Origin of the sequence: Acetobacterium wieringae (genome assembly GCF_001766835.1) — a bacterium.
GTDB lineage: Bacteria > Bacillota > Clostridia > Eubacteriales > Eubacteriaceae > Acetobacterium > Acetobacterium wieringae.
Genome location: NZ_LKEU01000033.1, coordinates 152,229 through 175,026, shown reverse-complemented (window position 1 = coordinate 175,026; position 22,798 = coordinate 152,229). Strand labels below are relative to the sequence as shown.

The 22,798-nt window shown below is 46.3% G+C and carries 17 protein-coding genes; 14 read left to right on the top strand and 3 right to left on the bottom strand.

Translation table 11 applies throughout. From position 1 onward, the window contains the following. The first annotated feature begins 313 nt into the window (after positions 1-313). The 3 genes from ACWI_RS11955 to ACWI_RS11945 all read left to right on the top strand — a co-directional run bounded on the left by ACWI_RS11955 (position 314) and on the right by ACWI_RS11945 (position 3,281). A complete protein-coding gene (locus ACWI_RS11955) occupies positions 314-1,483 on the top strand; it encodes a GTPase family protein (RefSeq protein ID WP_070371668.1) in 1,170 nt (389 codons plus the stop codon). Further along, complete coding sequence (locus ACWI_RS11950; RefSeq protein ID WP_070371667.1) at positions 1,476-2,600, top strand: GTPase; 1,125 nt, start codon at positions 1,476-1,478, stop codon at positions 2,598-2,600. Before ACWI_RS11955 ends, ACWI_RS11950 begins: the two co-directional genes overlap by 8 nt. Positions 2,601-2,843: 243 nt before the next feature. After that, positions 2,844-3,281 (top strand): flavodoxin domain-containing protein, encoded by a 438-nt coding sequence (locus ACWI_RS11945; RefSeq protein WP_070371666.1) that lies wholly within the window; start codon positions 2,844-2,846, stop codon positions 3,279-3,281. A 183-nt stretch (positions 3,282-3,464) separates the two neighbouring features. Here ACWI_RS11945 and ACWI_RS11940 read toward each other — a convergent pair whose 3' ends face one another. The 3 genes from ACWI_RS11940 to ACWI_RS11930 all read right to left on the bottom strand — a co-directional run bounded on the left by ACWI_RS11940 (position 3,465) and on the right by ACWI_RS11930 (position 7,353). Beyond that, positions 3,465-4,733, bottom strand: coding sequence for an ammonium transporter (locus tag ACWI_RS11940; protein WP_070371665.1), 1,269 nt, complete (start codon positions 4,731-4,733; stop codon positions 3,465-3,467). A 153-nt stretch (positions 4,734-4,886) separates the two neighbouring features. Next, positions 4,887-5,228, bottom strand: coding sequence for a P-II family nitrogen regulator (locus ACWI_RS11935; protein ID WP_070371664.1), 342 nt, complete (start codon positions 5,226-5,228; stop codon positions 4,887-4,889). A gap of 91 nt (positions 5,229-5,319) precedes the next feature. Continuing rightward, entirely contained in the window at positions 5,320-7,353 is a 2,034-nt protein-coding gene (locus ACWI_RS11930; protein WP_070371760.1) for a glutamine synthetase III family protein, read from the bottom strand. Positions 7,354-7,907: 554 nt separating this feature from the next. Here ACWI_RS11930 and ACWI_RS11925 point away from each other — a divergent pair. The 11 genes from ACWI_RS11925 (at position 7,908) to ACWI_RS11875 (ending at position 22,774) form a co-directional block, all read left to right on the top strand. Then, entirely contained in the window at positions 7,908-8,135 is a 228-nt protein-coding gene (locus tag ACWI_RS11925) for a hypothetical protein (protein WP_070371663.1), read from the top strand. A 434-nt stretch (positions 8,136-8,569) separates the two neighbouring features. Next, complete coding sequence (gene glnA, locus ACWI_RS11920; RefSeq protein WP_070371662.1) at positions 8,570-9,898, top strand: type I glutamate--ammonia ligase; 1,329 nt, start codon at positions 8,570-8,572, stop codon at positions 9,896-9,898. Between the two features lie 35 nt (positions 9,899-9,933). Continuing rightward, complete coding sequence (locus ACWI_RS11915) at positions 9,934-10,506, top strand: ANTAR domain-containing response regulator (RefSeq protein WP_070371661.1); 573 nt, start codon at positions 9,934-9,936, stop codon at positions 10,504-10,506. A gap of 141 nt (positions 10,507-10,647) precedes the next feature. Then, the gene (locus ACWI_RS11910; protein WP_070371660.1) at positions 10,648-11,004 is read left to right on the top strand and encodes a Na-translocating system protein MpsC family protein; all 357 of its coding nucleotides are present in this window, start codon (positions 10,648-10,650) and stop codon (positions 11,002-11,004) included. A 117-nt stretch (positions 11,005-11,121) separates the two neighbouring features. Continuing rightward, the gene (locus ACWI_RS11905) at positions 11,122-12,297 is read left to right on the top strand and encodes a 5-(carboxyamino)imidazole ribonucleotide synthase (RefSeq protein ID WP_070371659.1); all 1,176 of its coding nucleotides are present in this window, start codon (positions 11,122-11,124) and stop codon (positions 12,295-12,297) included. Between the two features lies 1 nt (position 12,298). Then, on the top strand, positions 12,299-13,909 hold the full coding sequence (gene ppcA / locus ACWI_RS11900) for a phosphoenolpyruvate carboxylase (RefSeq protein ID WP_070371658.1): 1,611 nt from the start codon (positions 12,299-12,301) through the stop codon (positions 13,907-13,909). A gap of 64 nt (positions 13,910-13,973) precedes the next feature. Next, positions 13,974-14,534: a 5-(carboxyamino)imidazole ribonucleotide mutase gene (gene purE, locus ACWI_RS11895; RefSeq protein ID WP_070371657.1), complete on the top strand. Its 561-nt coding sequence runs from the start codon at positions 13,974-13,976 to the stop codon at positions 14,532-14,534. A gap of 267 nt (positions 14,535-14,801) precedes the next feature. Next, complete coding sequence (locus tag ACWI_RS11890; RefSeq protein ID WP_070371656.1) at positions 14,802-16,070, top strand: adenylosuccinate synthase; 1,269 nt, start codon at positions 14,802-14,804, stop codon at positions 16,068-16,070. Positions 16,071-16,142: 72 nt separating this feature from the next. Then, positions 16,143-17,261, top strand: a complete 1,119-nt coding sequence (gene carA, locus ACWI_RS11885; protein ID WP_070371655.1) for a glutamine-hydrolyzing carbamoyl-phosphate synthase small subunit — start codon at positions 16,143-16,145, stop codon at positions 17,259-17,261. Further along, on the top strand, positions 17,252-20,452 hold the full coding sequence (gene carB / locus ACWI_RS11880) for a carbamoyl-phosphate synthase large subunit (RefSeq protein ID WP_070371654.1): 3,201 nt from the start codon (positions 17,252-17,254) through the stop codon (positions 20,450-20,452). Before carA ends, carB begins: the two co-directional genes overlap by 10 nt. Positions 20,453-20,551: 99 nt before the next feature. Beyond that, positions 20,552-22,774, top strand: coding sequence for a bifunctional diguanylate cyclase/phosphodiesterase (locus ACWI_RS11875; RefSeq protein ID WP_070371653.1), 2,223 nt, complete (start codon positions 20,552-20,554; stop codon positions 22,772-22,774). Positions 22,775-22,798 lie beyond the last annotated feature (24 nt).

Sequence of the window (22,798 nt, the reverse complement as noted above, 5' to 3'; positions counted from 1 at the left end):
ATCGGCTTCAAGTAAAAAAGAACCCTCTAAATAAAGAGGATTCTTTTTTGTGAGAAAGGAGTTCATGAAAAGAAAATCTATGTTAAACCAGAGGATTATTGAGGGATAATCCTTTGGTGAAAACCCGGCAAAAAGATGGTAGCGGTGTATCGTGCAGTCTTAGTTTACCGCCAGTCTGTGGTCGGGTCTTGATTATTTTGTGATAGTTAGGTGAAGATTTAATTAAATTGAAATTAACAATGTGCTGGTATAATTTTAGAAGCTGGCCGCCTAGTTATGAACGACCAGGCAGCAACAAAGAAAGAGGGAACCAATGAAAGACTATCGACCTGATGATTTTGATTTTAATAAAACCCTGGGTGAAATCAGCGCCGGGATCAAAAAACCCAATATTCTCATCTGCGGCGCCACCGGGGCCGGAAAAAGTTCGGTGGTGAATTATGTCTTTGGCGAGAACCTGGCCCAAATCGGCCATGGCGTTCCAGTCACCCGGGGGATCACCCGATACCAACGGGAGGATACCGGGGTGGTCCTTTATGACACCGAAGGCTATGAAATCGGCACCGAGAAAATTTCCCAATACAAGGCCAATGTGGAAGACTGGGTCAATGCCTTTGGCGATACGGCCATTGCTTCAGCTAAAGAAGCAGGTGTCAGTCAGGAACTGAATAACCAGATCCACGAGGTCTGGTATTGTATTTCGGCTGGAAACAAACGGGTTACGGATATGGATATCGATGTAATCCAGATGCTTAAAGCTAAGAAGCTGCCGGTGGCAGTGGTATTGACTCAAATTGACAGCCTTGATGCCGAGGAACTTGCGGCGATGGAAGCGGCCATCAGAGAGTATTGCCAGGTGGATTTTTTTCGGGCCAGTACCTCCGTTGATCCGGCCATAACAGCCGCCTTGAAGGATTACCTGCAATGGGAGGAACTGATTGGTTGGGCCATTGATCATCTCGATGAGTCCTTGCGGGAAGGGTTTATCAGTGCCCTCAAAGGAAATCTGGCGGCTAAAAAAAGACTGATCAATCACAAGATTATTCCCCTCTATACCAGTGGTGCAGCCGGGGTTGCCTTAACGCCAATCCCTTTTTCGGATGCGGCGCTGTTGGTTCCGATCCAGATTAAGATGTCGCTGCACATCATGAAAACCTATGGACTGGATCAGAAGCTGAGTAACCTGTCATCACTGGTGGGCTCAGTGGTGGTTTCGGAATCCGGCCGGTTATTGGCCCAAACTCTCAGTACCAATCTCTTTAAATTGATTCCCGGGGTCGGAACCGCCATCGGCACCACCGTCAACACGGTAGTCGCCTCCAGCTTTACCGCCGCCATGGGTTATGCCATTTCGGAGATCTGCTTTCGCTGTGCCACCGCAGTGTTTGAAGAAGGCAAAGAAATTGTCTGGGCCGATTATTTCAATGGCGAAAATATTGCGACTTTAATGAACGAATGGTTCAAGGTTTCCCGACATGGCTAAACGCTGCGAAACTAATGTGCTAATTTTAGGAAAAACCGGGGTCGGGAAAACGTCGCTGTGCAATTATATTTTTGGCGCTGAAGTGATGAAGACTGGGGCTGGTCGGCCGGTTACCGGGATGGGGATTTTTACCGAAACGATCCCGTTGAGCCCCGAGCTGGTTCTTCATCTTTACGACTCCTGGGGGCTGGAAGCGGACAAATCAGAAAGTTGGAAAGCCCTGATTCAGGAGGTGCTGGAGCAGCATAATGTCCGGGAAATCCGGGAGTGGTTCCATACCATTATCTATTGTCTGTCCGCCAAAGCTGCCCGGGTGGAAGACTTTGATCTGGACATGATCAGGGCCCTGGGAAAAGAGGGCAACCCGGTGCTGGTGGTACTGACTCATTGTGATGTGATGAATGTGGAAACTGCGATTACCGCGATGCGCGTAGCGATTACAACCAAAACGGGGGTACGGAATCAGGATATTGTCGAGGTATCCAGCCACGCCAAAAAATTGCTCAGCGGCAAGACCACCCAGGCCTTTGGCAAAGAAAAAATCATCCATCGGATCAAGGTCAATCTGCTCGATTCCATTTCCGGTAAAATGCCGCAGATATTGGCAACCATCGGCCAGGAGAAAATAAATAGTTGGTTTAAAGATTGTCAGGAAGTGGTCCAGAAGCAGGTCAGTTTTTTAAACCCGACCTCCGGAAAAAAAGAAATCAGCCGTAATGATTTTTTTGATCGCTACGCCCAGGAAATAGTTGAGGAGATTGGCCGGGAATCGGATGCGCTTTTTAATGAAGCCTTTGAATTCTACGCTGTCTTTAGCCACCAGTTTTCCGGCAATGCCCTGGTAGAAGCGACCGACCAGCTGAGGATTCCCGAGATTACTCACTTTCAGATAAAAAAAAGCGACAAAATTGGAACTTCGATTGCCGGAGCGGTATTATTGGCTATCCCGGTGGTGGGACTGCTGGGCAAATTTGCCATCCAGGAAAAAACCCGGGCCTATTATCGAGAAGGGTTGCGGCACAACAAGGCCTTGTTGGAAGACCATCTGCAAGTCTGCGTTGAGATCTTGGCGCAGGAATTAAAAAAAATTAATTCCGGATTGGAATGTGAAGAATAATCGCCGGGTTTTGGGGTATATAATCAGGCAACGTAAATTTTCATTAGGTAATTGCGAAATAAAAAAACACCGAACAATGGTTGCTTTGTGTGCAGTTTCCACAAACAATTTTGTAACGTGTAGGCGAACAGTTCATCGAACTGTCCGCCGTACAGTGTAAAAATTGTTTCGTGCGAAACTGGGCGCAAAGCTCACGGCAGTTTCGCAATTACCTATAAATTTTCATAAGAAGGAGAAGCAGAAATGGAACTGGTAGATAAAATTGGTGTGATCTATTGGAGTTATAAAGAAAGCACGGAGATTATGGCTGAAAAAATTTCCAATGGTATTGACGAAGCTGGTGCAAAAGCGATTTTAGTCAACGTGGTTGACTTTGATATTAATACGATTGACAGCTATTATAAAATTGCCCTGGGGTGCCCGGCAATGGAAGGGGAAGCTCTGGAGAAAAGTGAGTTTGAACCGTTTTTTAAAGCTATATCCGGTCATCTCAAGGGAAAAAAGGTCGCTCTGTTTGGCTCCCACGGATGGGGTGCAGGGGAGTGGATGCAGATCTGGGAGAACCAGGTGAAAGATTTGGGAGCCCTTCTATTTGATCATGGTCTGACCATCCTGGGGGAACCCGATAAAGCCGGGCGCCGCCGTTGTGTTGAGTTTGGCAAGGCTTTTGCTGAATTTTAAAGGCACATACAAAACATTGAGTTAAAAAGAAAGCCCGGGAAGTTTTTACTTCTCGGGCTTTTGTCACAACATGGGGTTTTAATAAGACTTAATCAGATCCGTCAAATAATGGAACAAGGGGGGTGTTCCATTATCTGCCGGGTGATTGATGTGATTTTGTGGGATGAAAAGCGAAATGGAGTCTTAGTTCATCCGGCTGACAAAGTCAGAGTACGCTTCAATACCGTGTTCGTGAACGTCGAGGCCTTCAATTTCAACGACTTTTTCAACCCGGAGGCCAACTGTTTTCTTAAGGCCATAGAACAGCAGGAAGGAAGTGCCTAAGGTCCAGGCAGCAACCGACACGACACCGATAGCCTGAACAATTAACAGATCGATTCCACCGCCATATAATAATCCCAGAATGGCATCTTCTGTGCCTGGCAGGTAGTTGGCAAATAAACCAACCAGCAAGGTACCAGCTACACCGTTCATACAGTGAACGCCAACAGCCCCAACCGGATCATCGATTTTAAGCTTCTGATCAATGAACGGAATCCCAAAGGTGATAATCACACCGGCGATGACGCCAATGACAATCGCGCCCCAGAGGGTTACAACCAGACAACCGGCGGTAATGGCAACCAGACCACCCAGCACACCATTAAGGGTCATGGAGATATCCGGTTTTTTATAACGGGCCCAGGTTAGTGCCATAACAGTGATTCCACCGGCAGCAGCGGCCAGATTGGTGGTCATGGCGATATGGCCAATATCCAGGTTGACTGCCAGGGTGCTACCACAGTTAAATCCAAACCAGGCAAACCAGAGAATAAAGACGCCCAGGGCACCCAGGGTTAAACTGTGACCGGGTATGGCATTGGCTTTGCCGTCTTTGTTATATTTACCAATTCGGGGCCCGACAATGATGGCACCCATCAGCGCCGTCCAGCCACCTACCGAGTGAACAACGGTTGAACCGGCGAAGTCAACAAATCCCATGGAGCTGAGGAATCCGCCGCCCCAGGCCCAGTGACCAACGACCGGATAAATAATCAGGCTGACAAAAGCGGAGATTATACAGTAAACCGAGAATTTCGTTCGTCCGGCGACTGCCCCGGATACAATGGTGGCGGCAGTGGCACAAAAGACCGTCTGGAAAAAGATAAACAGTTCTGGAGTAACCGCCTCAAAAGCCGAAACATTGGTCAGATTTTCGGGGTTGAAGAAACCACCCATGCCGATGAGTCCACCGACGTCCGGACCAAACATAAAAGCAAAACCAAAACAGAAAAATAAGATGGAGCCGATCATAAAATCGACAAAGTTCTTCATGATGATGTTCCCGGCATTTTTAGCCCGGGTAAAGCCGGTTTCGACCATGGCAAAGCCTGCCTGCATAAAGAAGACCAGGACTGCTGCCAAAAACACCCAGACAATATCGATGTATTGTTGTAATGCTAATAATTCCATAATAATAACCTCTCTTACTTGAATTGAAAAACACAAATATAATCATGCAAATGGAAGCAAAATAATCTAATGCGGTATAAAAAAAGAAGACAGCTTTAATAGTTCATTAAAACCTATCTCCTTTGATAGTTTTGTTTCGCTTCTCTATTCATCTTATATTGCATCAACGCCGTGATCACCGGTACGGATCCGGACAACATCGGCAACATCGTAGACAAAAATCTTTCCGCCGCCGATTTCGTCATCTGCTGCGAGTCGGTCTTTGATGATCTTAATGATAATCCCGGCGGTTTCAGCATCAGTTACGGTTTCTACTTTAATTTTAGGTAGAAAGTTAACGGTGTAGGCAGTCCCACGATAGGATTTCTGATAACCCTTCTGGTTTCCATAACCCATGATATTGGTAATCATCATGCCCTGAACATCACAGGTGTTTAAGATTTCTTTTAAATCTTCCAATCGTTCAGGTTTAATGACTATTTCAAGCTTTTTCATATTGAACCTCCTTATCGTCTAACATGAATGGATAATTGGGGGGAGGGGTATACCCCCCCAGCCCCGATTACTTTTATTATTGGGAATTAAATTATACGTAGAATAAAATATCTTCGTAGGTTGGGAATGGCCAGTATTTTTCGGCGACAATTTCTTCTAACGAATCAGCAGCGGTGCGCAGAGCGCCCATCGCAGGGATTACTTCAGCACAGAAGTAATTGGCTTCAGCCTGTTCCCCTTCGCATTCTTCGGCGGCTGCCAGCGTTGTTTCCAGGGTGTCGATAGCTGTGATAAAGGTACCAAAAAGAGTGGACAATTTTTCAGCCAAGGCGGTTTCTGCACTTAAATCGATGGAACCAATGGCTTTTTTAGCGGTAAGGGTATCAACCACTTCTTTGGTATAGGTAACAATGGCTGGGGAAATTTCCCGTTTAGCCAGGCTCAGCATGGTTAAAGCTTCGATGTTGATAGTTTTGATGTATTCTTCCAGCAGGATTGTCTGACGAGAATCCATTTCGGCAGGAGTGAAAATATTATGTCGTCCGAATAAGGCCACATTTTTTTCGGAAGTAAATTCGGCCAGGGCTTCGGGGGTTGTTTTTAAGTTTGGCAGACCACGGCGGGCAGCTTCCTCAACCCATTCATCCGAGTAGTTATTCCCATTAAAGACAACATTTTTATTTTCTTTAACAGATTTTTGAAGCAGAGCATCCAGTGCTGCATCAAAATCTTCGGCTTTTTCCAGAATGTCAGCATAATCAGAAAGGACATCTGCAACAATGGTATTTAAGGTGATGTTTGGACCGGCGATGGATTGGTTTGAACCAAGCATTCTAAACTCAAACTTATTACCAGTAAAGGCAAACGGAGAGGTTCGGTTTCGGTCAGTTGCATCGATGATGAATTTTGGTAAGCTCTTAACACCAAGCTGCATGACCAGGTCTTTGGCTTCAGTTACGGGTTCGCCTGTTTCGATGGATTTTAACACGGCAGTTAACTGCTCACCCAGGAAAACAGAAACGATGGCTGGTGGGGCTTCATTGGCACCTAAACGATGGTCGTTACCAGCAGTTGCTACAGAAATTCGTAACATTTCGCTGTATTTATAAACGGCTTCGATGGTGGCACAGAGGAACAGCAGGAATTGTTTGTTTTCTGATGGGTTATCACCAGGATTTAATAAGTTTTCGCCAGTGTCAGTCGACATTGAAAAATTATTGTGTTTTCCGGAACCATTAACGCCGTCAAATGGTTTTTCATGTAACAAACAAGTCAGATCATGACGGTAGGCAACCCGTTGCATGAACTCCATAATGAGTTGATTATTATCGGTGGCAACATTGGTGTTGGTAAAAATTGGGGCCAGTTCATGCTGGGCTGGCGCAACTTCGTTATGACGGGTTTTGGAAGCGATTCCCAGGCTCCATAATTCACGATCCAGCTCTGCCATATAGTTGGCAACACGGCCACGGATACGGCCAAAGTAGTGTGTTTCCATTTCTTGACCTTTTGGTGGTTTGGCACCAAACAAAGTCCGGCCAGTCAGGATTAAATCTTTACGCTGTTTGAACATGTCCCGTTCAACCAGGAAGTATTCCTGTTCTGCACCGATGGTGGTGGTTACCTTCTTGACGTCTTTACCAAACAGTTTTAGGATTCGTTTAGCATTTTCATTGAGGGTTTCCATTGAGCGTAACAGTGGTGTTTTTTTATCAAGCACTTCGCCGGAGTAAGAACAGAAAATAGTCGGGATATAAAGGGTGGTTCCCTTAATAAAAGCATAAGAGGTGGGATCCCAGGCGGTATAACCACGGGCTTCAAAGGTGGCTCGTAATCCGCCGGAAGGGAAGGATGAGGCATCCGGCTCGCCCTTGATCAGTTCTTTACCGGAGAATTCCATAATCACCTTGCCATCTTCAGTGGGGTTGATAAATGCATCATGCTTTTCAGCAGTGATACCAGTCATTGGTTGGAACCAATGGGTATAATGAGTGGCACCCAGTTCTAGTGCCCAATCTTTCATGGCATTTGCCACGACTTCAGCAACGTTTTCTTCCAGAGGTAAATCCTCTTTCATTGTTTTTAACAGAGAAGCGTAAATGTGCTTTGGTAAGCGCTTGCGCATCACTCCAGCATTAAAAACCTTTGATCCGAAAAGATCAGATACATTTTCATTATTTGGCACGAGCGTGTCCTCCTAAAATATAATTTGTATAATTATAACATAACTGTCACCATTGTCAGAGATGTTACAATAAAAGCTAATTAAAATCAAATCGAAGGTCTCTTACTAAAAGATAATGGCAGTCCTTCTTTCTGACAAGGCATTGCTTTTCAGCTGGTGGATCTGAAAAGGTCAATAATTGCCGGCAAAAAGTGATTAAAAAAAAAGCGCCTCAGAAAGTGTTCTTACACTCTCAAAGCACCATTGCTATCGTCACTCTCGTGGCAGTTACTACTATTTAATTTAAGCTTATTATAGACGATGGAAGAACGCTTGTAAAGAAAAATTTGCAAAAAATTACATGTAATGGTTATCAACTTGGAAAGACTTCAGGAATGATTTACAAAAGCAAAGGCCTACTATATAATATAGCTAAATAATACATGATAGCAAAGAGAAGTGTCGGCTATTTTTGGCGGCACAGGCTGATGATTAAAAAGGAAAGGAAATTTAAAATGAGTATCGAGTTTAAAATGGATGAAGAAAAGCACATTAAGGTGCTGGATGCTTTATTGGGTGATCCAGATCTGATGATGGCTTTAAATGCTGCTGAAGACTTCGAAGCTGGATATCGTCTGGTGGCGGAACGAGTGCCCGGTTTAAGTCTGGAAGAATTTGCCGGATCGATGGAAATGATGCGACAAATTGTTCTTGCCCAAATGGAAAAAGGTCCGGTTCAGTAAGCAATGACCGGAAGTTTGCCAAAAGCCTATTGACAGCAGGTTGGTGGGCTTTTGGCAGTAACCTGCAAACCTTGTCAGTGAAAATAAAGCAAAAAAAAAATTGAAACCGTAGAGAAAATATGGTTTAATGAGAGAACCACTCACTGAAGTACATTGTATACAAAAATAGAATAAGAAGTGTGCAAAGAACAAAGGCGTTCGATCCTCCTGAAATTTTTATGGCAGAGGGGATCATTTAGCATGTTCTTTTTTTGTTTGTTGGTCGATGGCAGAAAACCTGTGGATTCAGGGGACAAGTGGGTAAAAATACAGAAAACAACGCAAATGCCCAATCGTGGGGCGGTTTGATCTAAAGAAGCCGCAGGAAAATAGGTTAATATATAAATAATGATATGGAAGCAATCGGGTTTTTAAAATAATTTGGAGGTTTTAGAATGAGCTTAGCAAAAAATATAATTGAAGCGATGAAATTTATTGAAGCGAATGATGTGAAATTTATTCGGCTTCAGTTTTGCGATCTCTTTGGGCAAAATCGTAATATTGCGATAACGGCGATGCAAATCGAACGGGCCTTGGCTAATGGGATTCCCTTTGATGCCTCGTTGGTAGTGGGTTTTTCAGAGTCCCGGTATACGGATTTGATTCTGCATCCGGATATCAGCACCATGCAACTGCTGCCCTGGCGGCCACAACAGGGGAAGGTAGCCAGAATTCTCTGTGATATCCGTTATCCCAATGGGGACATTTTTGAGGCGGACAGTCGCTATATTTTAAAAGAGACCATTAAACGGGCCCGAGATCTGGGCTATCAGTTCAATACCAGCGCTGAATGCGAGTTTTATCTCTTCAAGCAGGATGAGAACGGCGATCCGACCACCATTCCCACCGACCAGGCCGGTTATTTTGATCTGGCGCCCTATGATCGGGGGGAAAACACCCGCCGGGAAATTTGCCTGACCCTGGAAGATATGGGTTTTGAAATTGAAAGCTCCCGCCACGAAGCTGGCCGGGGCCAGCATGAAATTGACTTTAAGCACGATGACGCTTTGTCGGCCGCCGATAAAATCATGACTTTTAAAACGGTGGTCAAAACGGTCGCTCAGCGCAATGGGGTTCACGCCTCATTTTTACCGAAACCACTGATGGAAGAACCCGGCAGCGGAATGCACATCCATGTGTCGCTTTTAAAAAATGGCCAGGATATTTTTGAAAACCGGGATGGCGTTCTGAGTACCGAAGCCAAATACTTTATGGCTGGCGTGCTGGCGCATGTTAAAGGGATGACGGCCATTGCCAATCCTCTGGTCAACAGCTATAAACGGTTGACCGGCGGTAAAGAAGCGCCCCGTCATATCGGCTGGGGCTTTGGTAACCGCTCCCCACTGATCCGGATTCCGCTGGAAGCAGATGAGTATTATCGGTTTGAACTGCGGGGGCCGGATCCCACCTGTAATCCGTACTTGACCTTTGCCATTATTCTGGCGGCCGGTCTGGAAGGAATCGATAAACAGCTGGTCTTGATGGATGAGTTAAAACTCGACGAAGAGGAAATAACCAGAGACCCGCTGGCCATTAAAAACATTCAGGAGCTGCCGATCACCTTAATGGAAGCCCTGACGGAGATGGATGCCGATCCATTAATTAAAAATGTGCTGGGAGAAAACCTGGCGGCTAAATACATTGAGCTAAAAACCGCTGAATGGATGGATTATATTAAAACCGTTCATCCCTGGGAAATTGAACGCTACCTCTTAACTTATTAATCTGAAAAAAACCAAACCGGCAGGAGGTGAAGGGGATGAGCAGCGTATTATTAGTATGTAAGCAAGATGACGTAATTCGTGGACTGGCTGATATTCTTCGGCCGATGAATTTTCAACTGATCGATTCGGCCAATTCAGCCGCCGAAGGGCGACGCAGACTGCAGGAAATTGAATATGATCTGGTGATCGTGAACACCCCCTTAGGGGATGAGTTCGGGGTTGATTTTGCCGTTGATATTCTGGAAAAATTCATGGTCGGAGTGATCCTGATCGTCAAAAGCGAACTGGTTGATCATGTTGAAGAAAAACTGACGGATACTGCGGCTTTTGTGGTCCCCAAACCGCTAAACCGGCAACTGTTGGTCCAGAATGTCCGCTTTGTCTGCCAGTCCCGGGAAAAAATCCAGAAGCTGCAAAGTCAGAACCAGGCCTTGAAAGCTAAAATTGACGATCTTGGGGTGGTTTATCGGGGCAAATTGTTTTTGATGGGCCATCTGGATATGACTGAAGATCAGGCGCACCGCTACATTCAAAAAAAGGCCATGGATATGCGAACATCCCCTCGAAAGGTAGCGGAACAGATTATCAAAACCTATGAAAAAAAGTAAAGTGGTGAACGCGCTATATTAATAAATCTTAAGTGGTATAAAAATGATTGAAAATTTCATAGTTGATATGATATACTTATGAAAATAAATGAGTTGTGATTGAGATCGGCTGATTATGGAATCCTGTTTGGAGGAACTTCAGTGACAAAAGGACAAATTGAGGCGAAAATAAGCGAAGCAATTAGTAAGTTTGAAATTGAGCAAATGGGCAGAGGGCCGGAGAAAATCAGAACAATTATTTTTCAGGATTTGATTATTGTGAGGCTGACCGGGTTTTTAAGTATTTCAGAAAAAAGCTTGGCGCAAAATAAAGAAGGCATTGAACTGATCAAAAAAGTGAGAACGGCCTTATTCGAAAATGCCCAGGAATCATTAATTGAAGCGATTAAATCGGTGATCGATGTGGACATCATCAGTACCTATTCTGACGTTAGTACCAAAACGGGGGAAAAAATTATCGCCATTGTTGCTGATCGCAATATCGAAGAAGATTTATAAATTATAGTTGGAAGATCGATTGAAGGGTTAGAAACCAGTCAAAAAATAAGCCAACAGCAAGAACTGTTAAAAGTTTTTGCTGTTGGCTTTTTTGTTTAAAAACGGGAGGTTAAAGGGATGGATAGAAAAACAATAAGGCGATTAGACGCACCATCGACCATTGGGATTATTGGCGGGGGGCAATTGGGGCGAATGCTGGTGCTCGAAGCCAAGAGATGGGGCTTAAATGTCATTGTACTGGATCCCAAAGAAAATTCTCCAGCAGGTCAAATTGCGGATTTTCAAATGGTTGCAGAATTTGATGATTTAACGGCATTAAAACTGTTGGCGCTGAAAACGGATGTAATGACCTATGAGTTTGAGCATATCGACGTAGCGTTATTAAGTATCATTGAACAAGAGGGGGCTACCATATATCCCTCAGCCAAAACACTGGGTATGATCCAGAACAAATACCGACAAAAATCACGATTACGAGATCTCGGCATTACAGTGCCTGATTTTTATCGGATTGAAAATTTAGCGGAGCTGGTATTTGTTTTTGACAGACTTGATCAAAAGCTGGTCTTAAAAACCTGCACGGGTGGTTATGATGGCAAAGGCAGCCGGGTTATCACAGACCGCTGTGAACTTGAAAAAACCTGGGCAGAGTTTTATGACTATGGTGTGATGGCCGAGGAGTTGATCCATTATGAAAAGGAAGTGTCAATCATTTTTGCCATGAATCATGATGGTATCCGGTTTTATCCGGTGGCCGAAAATACCCATGATCAGGGAATCCTGATCAATTCTTTTGTTCCGGCCAATATTTCGCTTGAAATGGAGAATCGCATTAAGACAATTGCCGGAAAAATTGCTGAAGAACTAGACGATTATGGGGTTTTTTGCGTTGAATTTTTTATTGATGACAGGGCTAATATTTTTGTCAATGAAATTGCCCCCCGACCACATAATTCGGGCCATTATTCGATTGAAGGCTGTGTTGCTTCGCAATTTGAACAGCTGGCCCGGATAATGACCGGGATGCCATTAGGATCGACGGAACTTCGCTTACCCTGTGCGATGTACAATATCCTCGGGAGCAAAGCGACAACCGGCAAATACCAGATCGGCGGTCTCGATTCAGTGATGGCGCTGACCGATTGCCATTTGCATTTATACGGAAAGCCAGAATCGGGAGAAGCAAAAAAGATTGGTCATATAACCGCATTGGGGGATTCTGTTATTGCGGCAAATAGTAAAGCAGAAAAGGCCTTGAGCCTGATAAAAATAAATCGTATAAGGAGTGCTTGATATGTTAAAAATTCCAAGTAGCATGGCGACCCAGCATCCGGATAATGCCAATCGTTATATTAATATTCAACAGGAACCCGAAGAAGCGATTCAGGGCTTGACCGCTCAGGAAAAAGGCGGATTGGGGATTGAAGAAATCATGATTGATTTTGAAGGAAAATTGACCCCCTATCATCAAACCTCCCAAATAGCCCTGGGTTTAATCGGTCAAGGGATCATCCCGGGTGAAGCAGTGGCCTTAACCCCCAGAATTCCCAATGCCAAGAAAGAGCCGGTTTTCCGGCAGCTGATGAGCATTATGTCACTGGTAGAAACAAACGTTCTGTCTTATCAGCGAACGGGGGTACAGGCAATCACCGAAACCATTGTGCCAATGGTGGAAACCGGGATTGAATTGATTCATTTGCAGGAACGCATCAACTCGGTCATCGAACTGGGAAATAAAAATTATGAGATTCAATTTCCCCTGAACAGTATCAAAATTATCCCGCTAATTGAAAGCGTTCCGGCCCTGGTTAATGTCGATGCGATATTGACTGAGTATTATCAGAATTCGCTGAATGATGGACATCCAATCGAGCGGTTAAGAATCATGTTGGCCCGATCGGATTCGGCTATGTCTTATGGCATGATCGCATCGGTGTTGTCGGTCGTGATTGCCATTGACAAAGCCCTGAAATGGGGTGAAGCAAACAAGGTTGCGGTATCGCCGATTTTGGGGTGTGGAGCTCTGCCCTTCAGAGGCCATTTCACGGCCGAAAACCTGGACCGCATCTATGAAACCTATGCCGGGGTCAAAACCTACACCATCCAATCAGCCTTAAGGTATGACCATGGGGCCGAAAAAACAAAAGCTGTTGTTAATTGTCTTAAGAAAAACAGTGACCAGCACGGGCGGCGAAACTTTGCCCCTGCCGACCTTGCCTTGATGCAGGAATGCATCGGTATTTTTACAAAATATTATATGGATACCTTTGTCAAAACGATTGATATTGTCGCTCTATTATCTAAGTATATGCCTAAAAATCGGGATCGGCTGGCAAGTGTCAAAACCGGGCTGGAATATATCAGAGAAATTGCCAATATGCAGGAAATAGCTGATCTGGTGGAAGATCAGGAATTGAAAAAAGAACTGCTGGAGATTAATACGAATGTGAAATGTTCGGTGCCGCGAGCGATTTCCTTTACCGCAGCCCTCTATACCCTGGGTCTGCCGCCGGAGTTTATCGGGGTCGGCAGAGGCTTGCAGGAAGTGCAGCGGAAATACGGTGAGGAGGGTATCACAAAGCTGATTGATTTTTACCCCCAATTGCGAGCCGATCTCTCCTTTGCCGCTCAATATGTCAATGTCAAGATCGCCAAGGGAATTATTGATGAACAGGCCCGGGTCGCCTACCAGGAGGATTATCAGTTGGCCTGTGAGATCCTGGAGATTGACAATGCTGTCGATGATAAAAGCGAAAATGCCTGGTATCAGATGTTGCTGAAATCAATCCGGCCGATTATCCTGCACTTGATCGAAAAAGAAGATCCGGGTCAGGGTCAGGAGGAAGAAAAAATCCTCAATGATTGGATCATAAAAATGGCGACGATTCGAGGGAGTCTCGGTTAAAACCCGAAGATCATGGTCGGGCATTGTGATCAAAACGGAATAAGCGTTAAGGAAAGAAGGAAAGATGATAAAAGAAACGAAGCATGCTGCGGCGCCAATGGTTGGCATTATTATGGGCAGCAAATCAGACTTAAGGGTAATGCGTGAGGCGGTTCTGATCATGGAAAAATGTCAGATTCCCTATGAAATAAAGGTCGTTTCGGCCCATCGAACCCCGGAGCGGATGGTTGATTATGCTAAAAATGCACAAAGCAGAAGCCTCGAGGTGATTATTGCCGGGGCCGGTGGGGCAGCTCATTTGCCGGGAATGGTGTCAGCATTGACGGCCTTGCCGGTTATCGGGGTACCGGTAAAATTGGCTGAGTTGGATGGGTTGGACTCCCTGCTGTCAATTGTGCAAATGCCCAAAGGGGTGCCGGTGGCCACCGTGGGCATCAATAACGCCAGAAATGCGGGGATACTGGCCGCCCGGATCCTGGGTATCAAATACCCGGAAATAAGAGCGAAACTGGAAGCTTATGTAATCAGTGAAAAAGAAAAGGTTGGTTATGATTTGGCGGACGAGGTCAAAGAGAGTATGGACCCGGAAAGTAAAAACGAACCAATCAATCAGGGTAGAGGCTGACGAAGTCAAGCTAATCGAGCAGCCACGCTTGATGAATAATTAATACCGATTAAGATAAAGAACCTTCCCGAAAACTATGAAAACAATATCATCGAATTTTTGAAAAAAAGATGGATCAATTCCGGTGACTTTATGTTATAATGCTATGGGTAAAAATGATCCCAAAATGAACAAATTAAAAGCGAATTTAGGTCATAGTATAGATAAGAAATGCAATTGTTCTGATTGTATTTTCTGGTCTGAGGTTGATGGAAGGAATGAGAATAGATGTCGATTTCTGTATTAGTTGGCGCCCAGTGGGGCGATGAAGGCAAAGGCAAAATGGTGGATTATTTCGCCAAACAGTCTGATTTAATTGTTCGGTTTCAAGGGGGCGACAACGCTGGTCATACGGTTATTAATGATTATGGTGTGTTCAAACTTCATTTAATTCCCTGCGGTGTTTTCAACAAAAACTGCCAATGTTTAATCGGAACCGGCGTGGTGGTTAATCCGGATGTTTTGCTTGAAGAAATGCAACAGATCATCGCCGCAAAGGTCAGTCTTGACGGACTTAAAATATCGGCCAAAGCACATATTCTCATGCCCTATCACCAAAAACTGGACGAACTGATGGAAGCCAGCGGCGGGATTGGTACAACCAAGCGGGGCATCGGTCAGGCTTATGCTTATAAAGCAATGCGAAAAAGCCTGCGCTTTGAAGATCTTTTGAATCTTGACAATGCCAAAAAGAAACTGGAAACCATTGTGCCAGTGGTCAATGACCAGATGGCTTCTTATAAGATAGAACCCTACACGGTGGAAGCCCTGTTTGCCAAATGTCAGGATTGGGCAAAAACCTTTGGTCACATGATTGTCAACCCGGTTGGTTATTTACACGACATGATTGACGCTGATAAACGAATTCTTTTTGAGGGTCAATTGGGAGCCATGAAAGATATCGATTTGGGAATCTTCCCCTATGTGACCTCGTCCAATCCGATTGCGGCCTATGCGGCCGTCAGCGGTGGTTTTCCGGCCAAGAAAATTGATAAGGTCATTGGCGTGGCCAAAGCCTTTTCCAGTGCTGTTGGCGCCGGTCCTTTTCCGACGGAAGAATTTGGTGGCACCATTGATATCCTCCGGGGTACCGGTGAAAAACCGGATGACGAGTTTGGGGCCCGAACTGGCCGCTCCCGTCGCCTGGGCTGGATAGATATTCCGGTGCTGAAATATACCCATGCCATCAATGGCTTTGATGAATTGGCACTATGTAAAATTGACAAACTCGACGATCTACCGGAGATTAAAATCTGTGTGGATTATACATTAGATGGCGAATTGATTAAAGATTTCCCCAATACCGAAGATTTAGAGCGGGTTGAACCGGTTTACATCACCCTTCCCGGTTGGCTCAGTGATACCACCGGTATCCGACGACTGGAAGATTTACCAGAGAATGCAAAAAAATACATTAAAACAATTGAAGACTTGGTTGGAACGACCATTGCCTATGTAGGTGTTGGCCCGAACCGAGAGGACTTAGCAATTCGATAAATGTGCTAAATTGAAATACCTGGTTGCGTGCAATCAGGTATTTTTTGGAAATAAAGAATACGGAGGTAAACAATGTCTTATTACAAACGAGATAAGCGGGCCTGGCTGGTGCTGTCGGATGGCAGTGTGTTTGAGGGCTATAATTTTGGGTGCGAAGGCACCACCATTGGCGAAATTGTCTTTACGACCGGGATGACTGGTTATCAGGAGGTGCTCACCGATCCGTCTTATTATGGACAGATTGTGCTGCAGACCTATCCCCTCATTGGCAACTATGGCATTAACGCCGACGATATGGAATCGGAACGCAGCTGGATCAACGGTTATATCACCAAAGAATGGTGTGAAGAGCCATCCAACTTTAGAAATACCCACAATATCAACGAGTTTATGATCGAACAGGATAAAATCGGCATCTGGGATGTCGATACCCGGGCGATTACCCGGGTGATCCGGGAACATGGAACGATGAATGGGGCGATCACCACCGAAGACATTGCCACCACCAAAGACGCCCTGCTGGAAAAAATCCGGGATTTTAAGGTTGTCAATCCGGTTCAGGCGGTCACCCGCAAAAACAAGGGCTGGTATTATAGTCAGGTCAACCGGGCCAACCACGTTGCCCTGATTGATTATGGTTATAAGCACAACATTTTGCGGATGCTATTGCGCCTGGGCTGCAATGTCACCGTGATGCCGGCCAATACCACCATTGATGAGATCCGCAATCTCAATCCCGATGGGATTATGTTGTCCAATGGCCCGGGGGATCCGGCCGAAAATATTGAAATTATTGAGAATCTCAAGGACTTTATCAAATACGGCAAACCGATTTTTGGGATCTGTCTGGGCCATCAGCTGCTGGCGCTGGCTATGGGTGGGGAAACCTTCAAGCTGAAGTATGGCCATCGGGGGATGAACCAGCCGGTTAAAGATGTCACCCGGGATCGGGTCTTTATCACCAGCCAGAACCATGGCTATGCCGTGGTGCCGGAAAGCATTCCGGCTGAAGTGGGCAAGGTGACCCATTTTAACCTCAATGACGGTACCTGCGAAGGGGTTGAATATCCCGGCATTCATGCTTTCACGGTGCAGTTTCACCCGGAAGCCAGTGCTGGCCCCAACGATACCGGCTATTTATTTGAACAATTCACTGATTTAATGGAAAGGGGGCAACAAGGATGCCTTTAAGAAGCGATATTAAACGAGTCCTGGTGATCGGCTCCGGCCCCATTGTCATTGGCCAGGCGGCGGAATTTGACTACGCCGGTACCCAGGCCTGTAAAGCCTTAAAAAATTATGGGTTGGAAGTCATTCTGGTTAATTCCAATCCGGCAACGATTATGACCGATAAGGCCATGGCGGATAAAATCTATATTGAACCCCTGACCCTGGAAGTGATCAGACGGATCATCCTGATGGAAAAACCTGACAGCATTCTCTCCACCCTGGGCGGCCAAACGGGCTTAACCTTGTCGATGCAGCTGGCTAAAGAAGGATTTTTGGATGCCCACGGCGTCAAGCTGCTCGGTGCCAATCTGGAAACCATTGAAAAAGCCGAAGATCGCCAGGCTTTTAAAGATATGATGCGGGAAATTGGTGAACCCTGTATTCCTTCAGAAGTGGTGGTTACGGTGGAAGATGCCGTCCGTTTTGCCGCCACCATCGGTTATCCGGTAATCGTTCGGCCGGCCTTTACCCTGGGTGGTACCGGCGGCGGGATTGCAGCCAATCAGCAGGAGCTCGAAGAAATTGCCACCCACGGCATCCGGCTTTCGCCAATCAGTCAGATTCTGGTGGAAAAAGGGATTGCCGGCTGGAAGGAAATCGAATTTGAAGTGATGCGGGATGCCAAGGGTAACGTGATCACCGTTTGTAGTATGGAAAACTTTGACCCGGTGGGGATTCACACCGGCGATTCCATCGTCGTGGCCCCCTGTCAAACCCTGAGCGATAAAGAGTACCAGATGTTACGGACCTCAGCCCTGAAGATCATTTCCGCCCTGAAGGTTGAAGGGGGCTGCAACTGTCAGTTTGCTCTGAATCCCGAAAACTTCAACTATGCCGTGATCGAGGTAAATCCCCGGGTTTCCCGTTCCTCGGCACTGGCTTCAAAAGCCACCGGCTATCCCATTGCCAAGGTTGCCAGCCAGATTGCGGTGGGCTTTTCCCTGGATGAAATCATCAATGAGGTCACCGGGACCACCACCGCCTGTTTCGAACCAGCCCTGGATTACATTGTCGTCAAATTCCCGCGTTGGCCCTTTGATAAATTTGTCTATGCCAAACGAACCCTCGGCACCCAGATGAAGGCCACCGGCGAAATCATGTCGATTGGCTCCAGCTTTGAACACGCCATGATGAAGGCTGTTCGCTCCATTGAATTAGGTCTCGAAACCCTGACCATTGAGCGACTGGTGGAAGCCAGTGATGAGGAAATCATGAGAATGCTGGCCGCTTCCGACGATGAACGGTCCTTTGTGGTCTATGAAGCCATTAAGCGGGGCGTTTCGATGGATACGATCACCCAGATCACCCGGATTGACAAGTGGTTCCTTGATAAATTGCGCCATCTGGCGGTGATGGAAAAGGACTTAAAAACCCTGGGATTAACCGACGAGCGGGTTCGGGTGGCCCGGGAGCTTGGGTTCCTCGATAAAACCATTGAAGAATTGTCCGGCCAGAAAATTGCCGAAGTCAAAAAAAGTTACGCCTCCTTTAAAATGGTTGACACCTGCGCTGGCGAATTTGCCGCCCAGACCCCCTATTTTTATTCCACCCGGGATAAAGAAAATGAAGCGGCCCTCTTTATTGCCGATCATCCGACGGGCAAAGAAAGGGTGCTGGTGCTGGGGTCCGGCCCGATCCGGATCGGCCAGGGGATTGAGTTTGACTATTGCTCCGTGCACTGCGCCTGGGCCCTGCGGGAAAAAGGCTACGAAGCGATCTTTATCAACAACAACCCGGAAACCGTATCGACTGACTTTGATACTTCGGACCGCCTTTATTTTGAACCACTGACCAAGGAAGATGTCCGCTCGGTGGTGGAAACTGAAAAGCCGATTGGGGCCATTGTCCAGTTTGGCGGCCAGACGGCCATTAAGTTGACCCGCTATTTAGAGGAAATGGGTGTGCCGGTACTGGGTACCTCGCCAGCTAATATCGATGCTGCCGAAGACCGGGAGGTTTTTGATCAGTTGCTGGAATCCTGCCAGATTCCCCGGCCCCAGGGCGAAACCGTCTATACCACGGCTGAAGCGGTGGCCGTGGCCGAAGGCTTGGGCTTCCCGGTACTGCTGCGACCATCCTATGTCCTCGGCGGCCAGAATATGATCATCGCCTACGAACCGGAAGACGTGGTGGAGTACATGGATATTATCACCGCTGTGGAACTGGAAAACCCGGTATTGATTGACAAGTACCTGATGGGGAAAGAGGTCGAAGTCGATGCCATTTGCGATGGCGAGAGCTATCTGATTCCCGGGATCATGGAACATATTGAACGGGCCGGGGTCCATTCCGGTGATTCGATTTCGGTTTATCCGCCCCAAACCCTGGATGCCCGCACCCGGGAGACCATCATTGACTACACTGGCCGTCTGGTAAAGGCCCTGGATATTGTCGGAATGGTCAATATTCAATATGTCATTTATGAAGATGAAGTCTATGTGATCGAGGTCAATCCCCGATCCTCCCGAACGGTGCCCTATATTTCCAAGGTTACCGATATTCCGATGGTCAACATTGCCACCAAGATGATGCTCGGCGACAAGCTGGCCGATCTCGGTTATGCCCCGGGTCTGCAACCAGAAGGCGACTACGTGGCCGTGAAGGTGCCGGTCTTCAGTTTTTCCAAGTTGCAGGATGTTGATACCCAACTGGGGCCGGAAATGAAATCCACCGGCGAAGTTTTGGGGGTCGCCAAAACCTTTGCTGATGCCCTGTATAAAGGTCTGGTGGCTTCCGGCCGGAGTATGGAGCGTTCCGGCGGCGTGCTGCTGACCGTTAAAGACCGGGATAAAGAAGCAATTGTCGAAATTGGCCGCCAGTTCCATGAAATGGGCTTTACCATCTACGGAACGGTCGGTACCGCCCTGATTCTCAACGAAAACAATATTCCCACCAAGGTGGTTCGTCGATTGGCCGAAAGCAAGCCCAATATTGGCGATCTGATCGAAAGTGGTAAGCTCAACTATGTCATTTCCACCTCCAGTAAGGGTCGGATGCCCCATCATGATGACGTCCGAATGCGTCGCAAATGTGTGGAAACCTCCATTGCCCTGCTGACCTCCCTCGATACCGCCCAGGCGCTCCTGGATTGTCTGAAATCCAATCGCACCATGGCCGAAATCGAACTGGTGGATATTAAAGATATTCGCTAAGAAGCGGGATTCTTAACAAAAGAACTTATTCAATCGCATTGAATAAGTTCTTTTTATTTGGTAGAATGGAAAGAACGATACAAAAAGAAAGGATAACAGATGATTGTCAAATCGAAAAAGATTAAAGCCAGTTTTATTGCGATTGTAACTGTTGTTCTTTTTTTTGCGCTGAGCTGGTATTATGTTACTCTGATCGATAACGCCTTAAAGGCGCAGACCTTTTTATATCTTTCCGAAGTTGGCACCCGGGGGGCGGCCCTGGTTGAGAGCAAGGTCGATAATGAGTTGGAAAATCTGGAGACCACTGCCCGGCTGATCGAAGCCCATGGCGACTATGATCAAAATGCCATGTTGAACTTGATCACGCTGCAGGCTTCAAAAGGACACTATAAACGGATGGGGATTGCGCTGCTTAACGGAGCGGTGTTGACTTCCGATGGACTTGCCTATAACATTGCCGAACGGCCTTATTTTCAGGAAGCCGTCAATGGGAATGCAGCCATATCCGACACCATCAACGATTACACCGATGACAAGCCCATCAATGTTTATGCCGTCCCGATTTACCGGGGTACCGAGGTGGTGGGACTGGTGGTGGCTTCGGTGAATACTGAAGATTTAAAAAAATATCTGGAAGTGGAAAGCTTCTCCGGTCAGGGTTATTCCTATATTGTCAAGGCCAATGGCGATGCGGTGGTCACCTCGACCCATGCCAATAGTCCCGGTGACTTTGAGAATATTTTAGAGCTGTTAAAAAAAGCCGATTTGCGGGATGGCGACACTTTCGAGACCATTGCAGCCAACATGGCCGCCGGTAAAAGTGGCAGCTTTACCAGTTTTTATGGGGGCATGGAACGGCATACCATTTATAAACCGCTGGCCATCAATGACTGGTATATGATGACCGTGGTACCAACTCAGGTGGTCAGCGCCCAGACGACTCAGATCAGCAGGTATTCCTTTTCGCTGATTGTTGCGGCGCTACTGGCGATGACCTTATTGTTTGTGATCATTCTGATTTTTCAATACCGTTCCAAGCGACGGCTGGAGCGGGTTGCCTATGTCGACGAGGTCACCGGCGGCAACAACTGGCAGAAATTCAAACAGGAAGCTACGGCCATTCTGGAATCAAAAAACTGCAATCAATGTGCCTTGTTAACCTTTGACATTGACCGCTTCCGTTTTATTAATGAAGAGTATGGCCATGAAAAGGGCGATCAGGTGTTGCGACTGGTGGTTGGGATTCTGGAAAAGCGGATGGCCAAACAGGAAACCTATGCCCGGGTCTCGGGCGATCATTTTGCGATTCTTTGCGTCTGTGACGATCAGGATAAAATAATCCGGCGGATTAAAGAATTTATCCAGATTTTAAATGACAGGCGAGAGACTATCGGGATTAAGGAAAAGCTGTCCTGTCATTTTGGTATTTATATCATTGAAGATAAAACCGGGAATCTGGAAAAAATCCGAGAAAAGGCCAACATGGCCCGGATTGCTGCCAAGACGGCGGAGAACCAGCGTTGGTTTTTCTATTCCGATGCTTTCCGGAAAAAAATTGGCGATGAAAAAGAAATTATCGATCAGATGGAAGATGCCCTGGAAAACCAGGAGTTTGAAATGTATCTGCAGCCCAAGTACAATCTCCACACCAACCGCTATTGTGGTTGTGAAGCCCTGGTACGCTGGCGAAACCCCCACAAAGGGCTGATCTCACCCGGGGAGTTTATTCCCATTTTTGAACAAACCGGGTTTATTAAAAAGCTGGATATGTTTATGCTGGAAGAAGTATGTCGCATTCTGAAACGCTGGGAAACAGACGGTTATCCGGAAATTTCCATTTCGGTTAATCTTTCCCGTAAGAATCTTAAACAGAGCGATTTTGTTGAACGGGTTTTAAACATTACCAATCAGTATCGGATCAAGCGGAGCAATCTGGAAATCGAGCTGACCGAATCCAGCATTTTCGAAAATGTTGATCGGATGATTGAGATCGGCGAAGCTTTTCGTCTTTACGGTTTTAAAATGGCCATGGATGATTTTGGCTCCGGTTACTCCTCAATCAATCTGCTGGGTAATTTACCCCTGGATGTCATTAAAATGGATCAGGGTTTTTTCAACAGTCATCTCAAGCGGGAGCAGAATCTGATTGTGGTGGAGTCTGTCATTAAGATGATAAAAAAACTGGGGATGACGGTGGTGGCCGAAGGAATCGAAACCGAAGCCGAGGTGGATCTGCTGCGGTCGCTCGGCTGCGATATCATCCAGGGCTATTATTTTGGCAAACCGATGACGGTTTTTGAATTTGAAGAACAGATTTTTTAAAATGCCAGAAGGTATTGGAAAAGG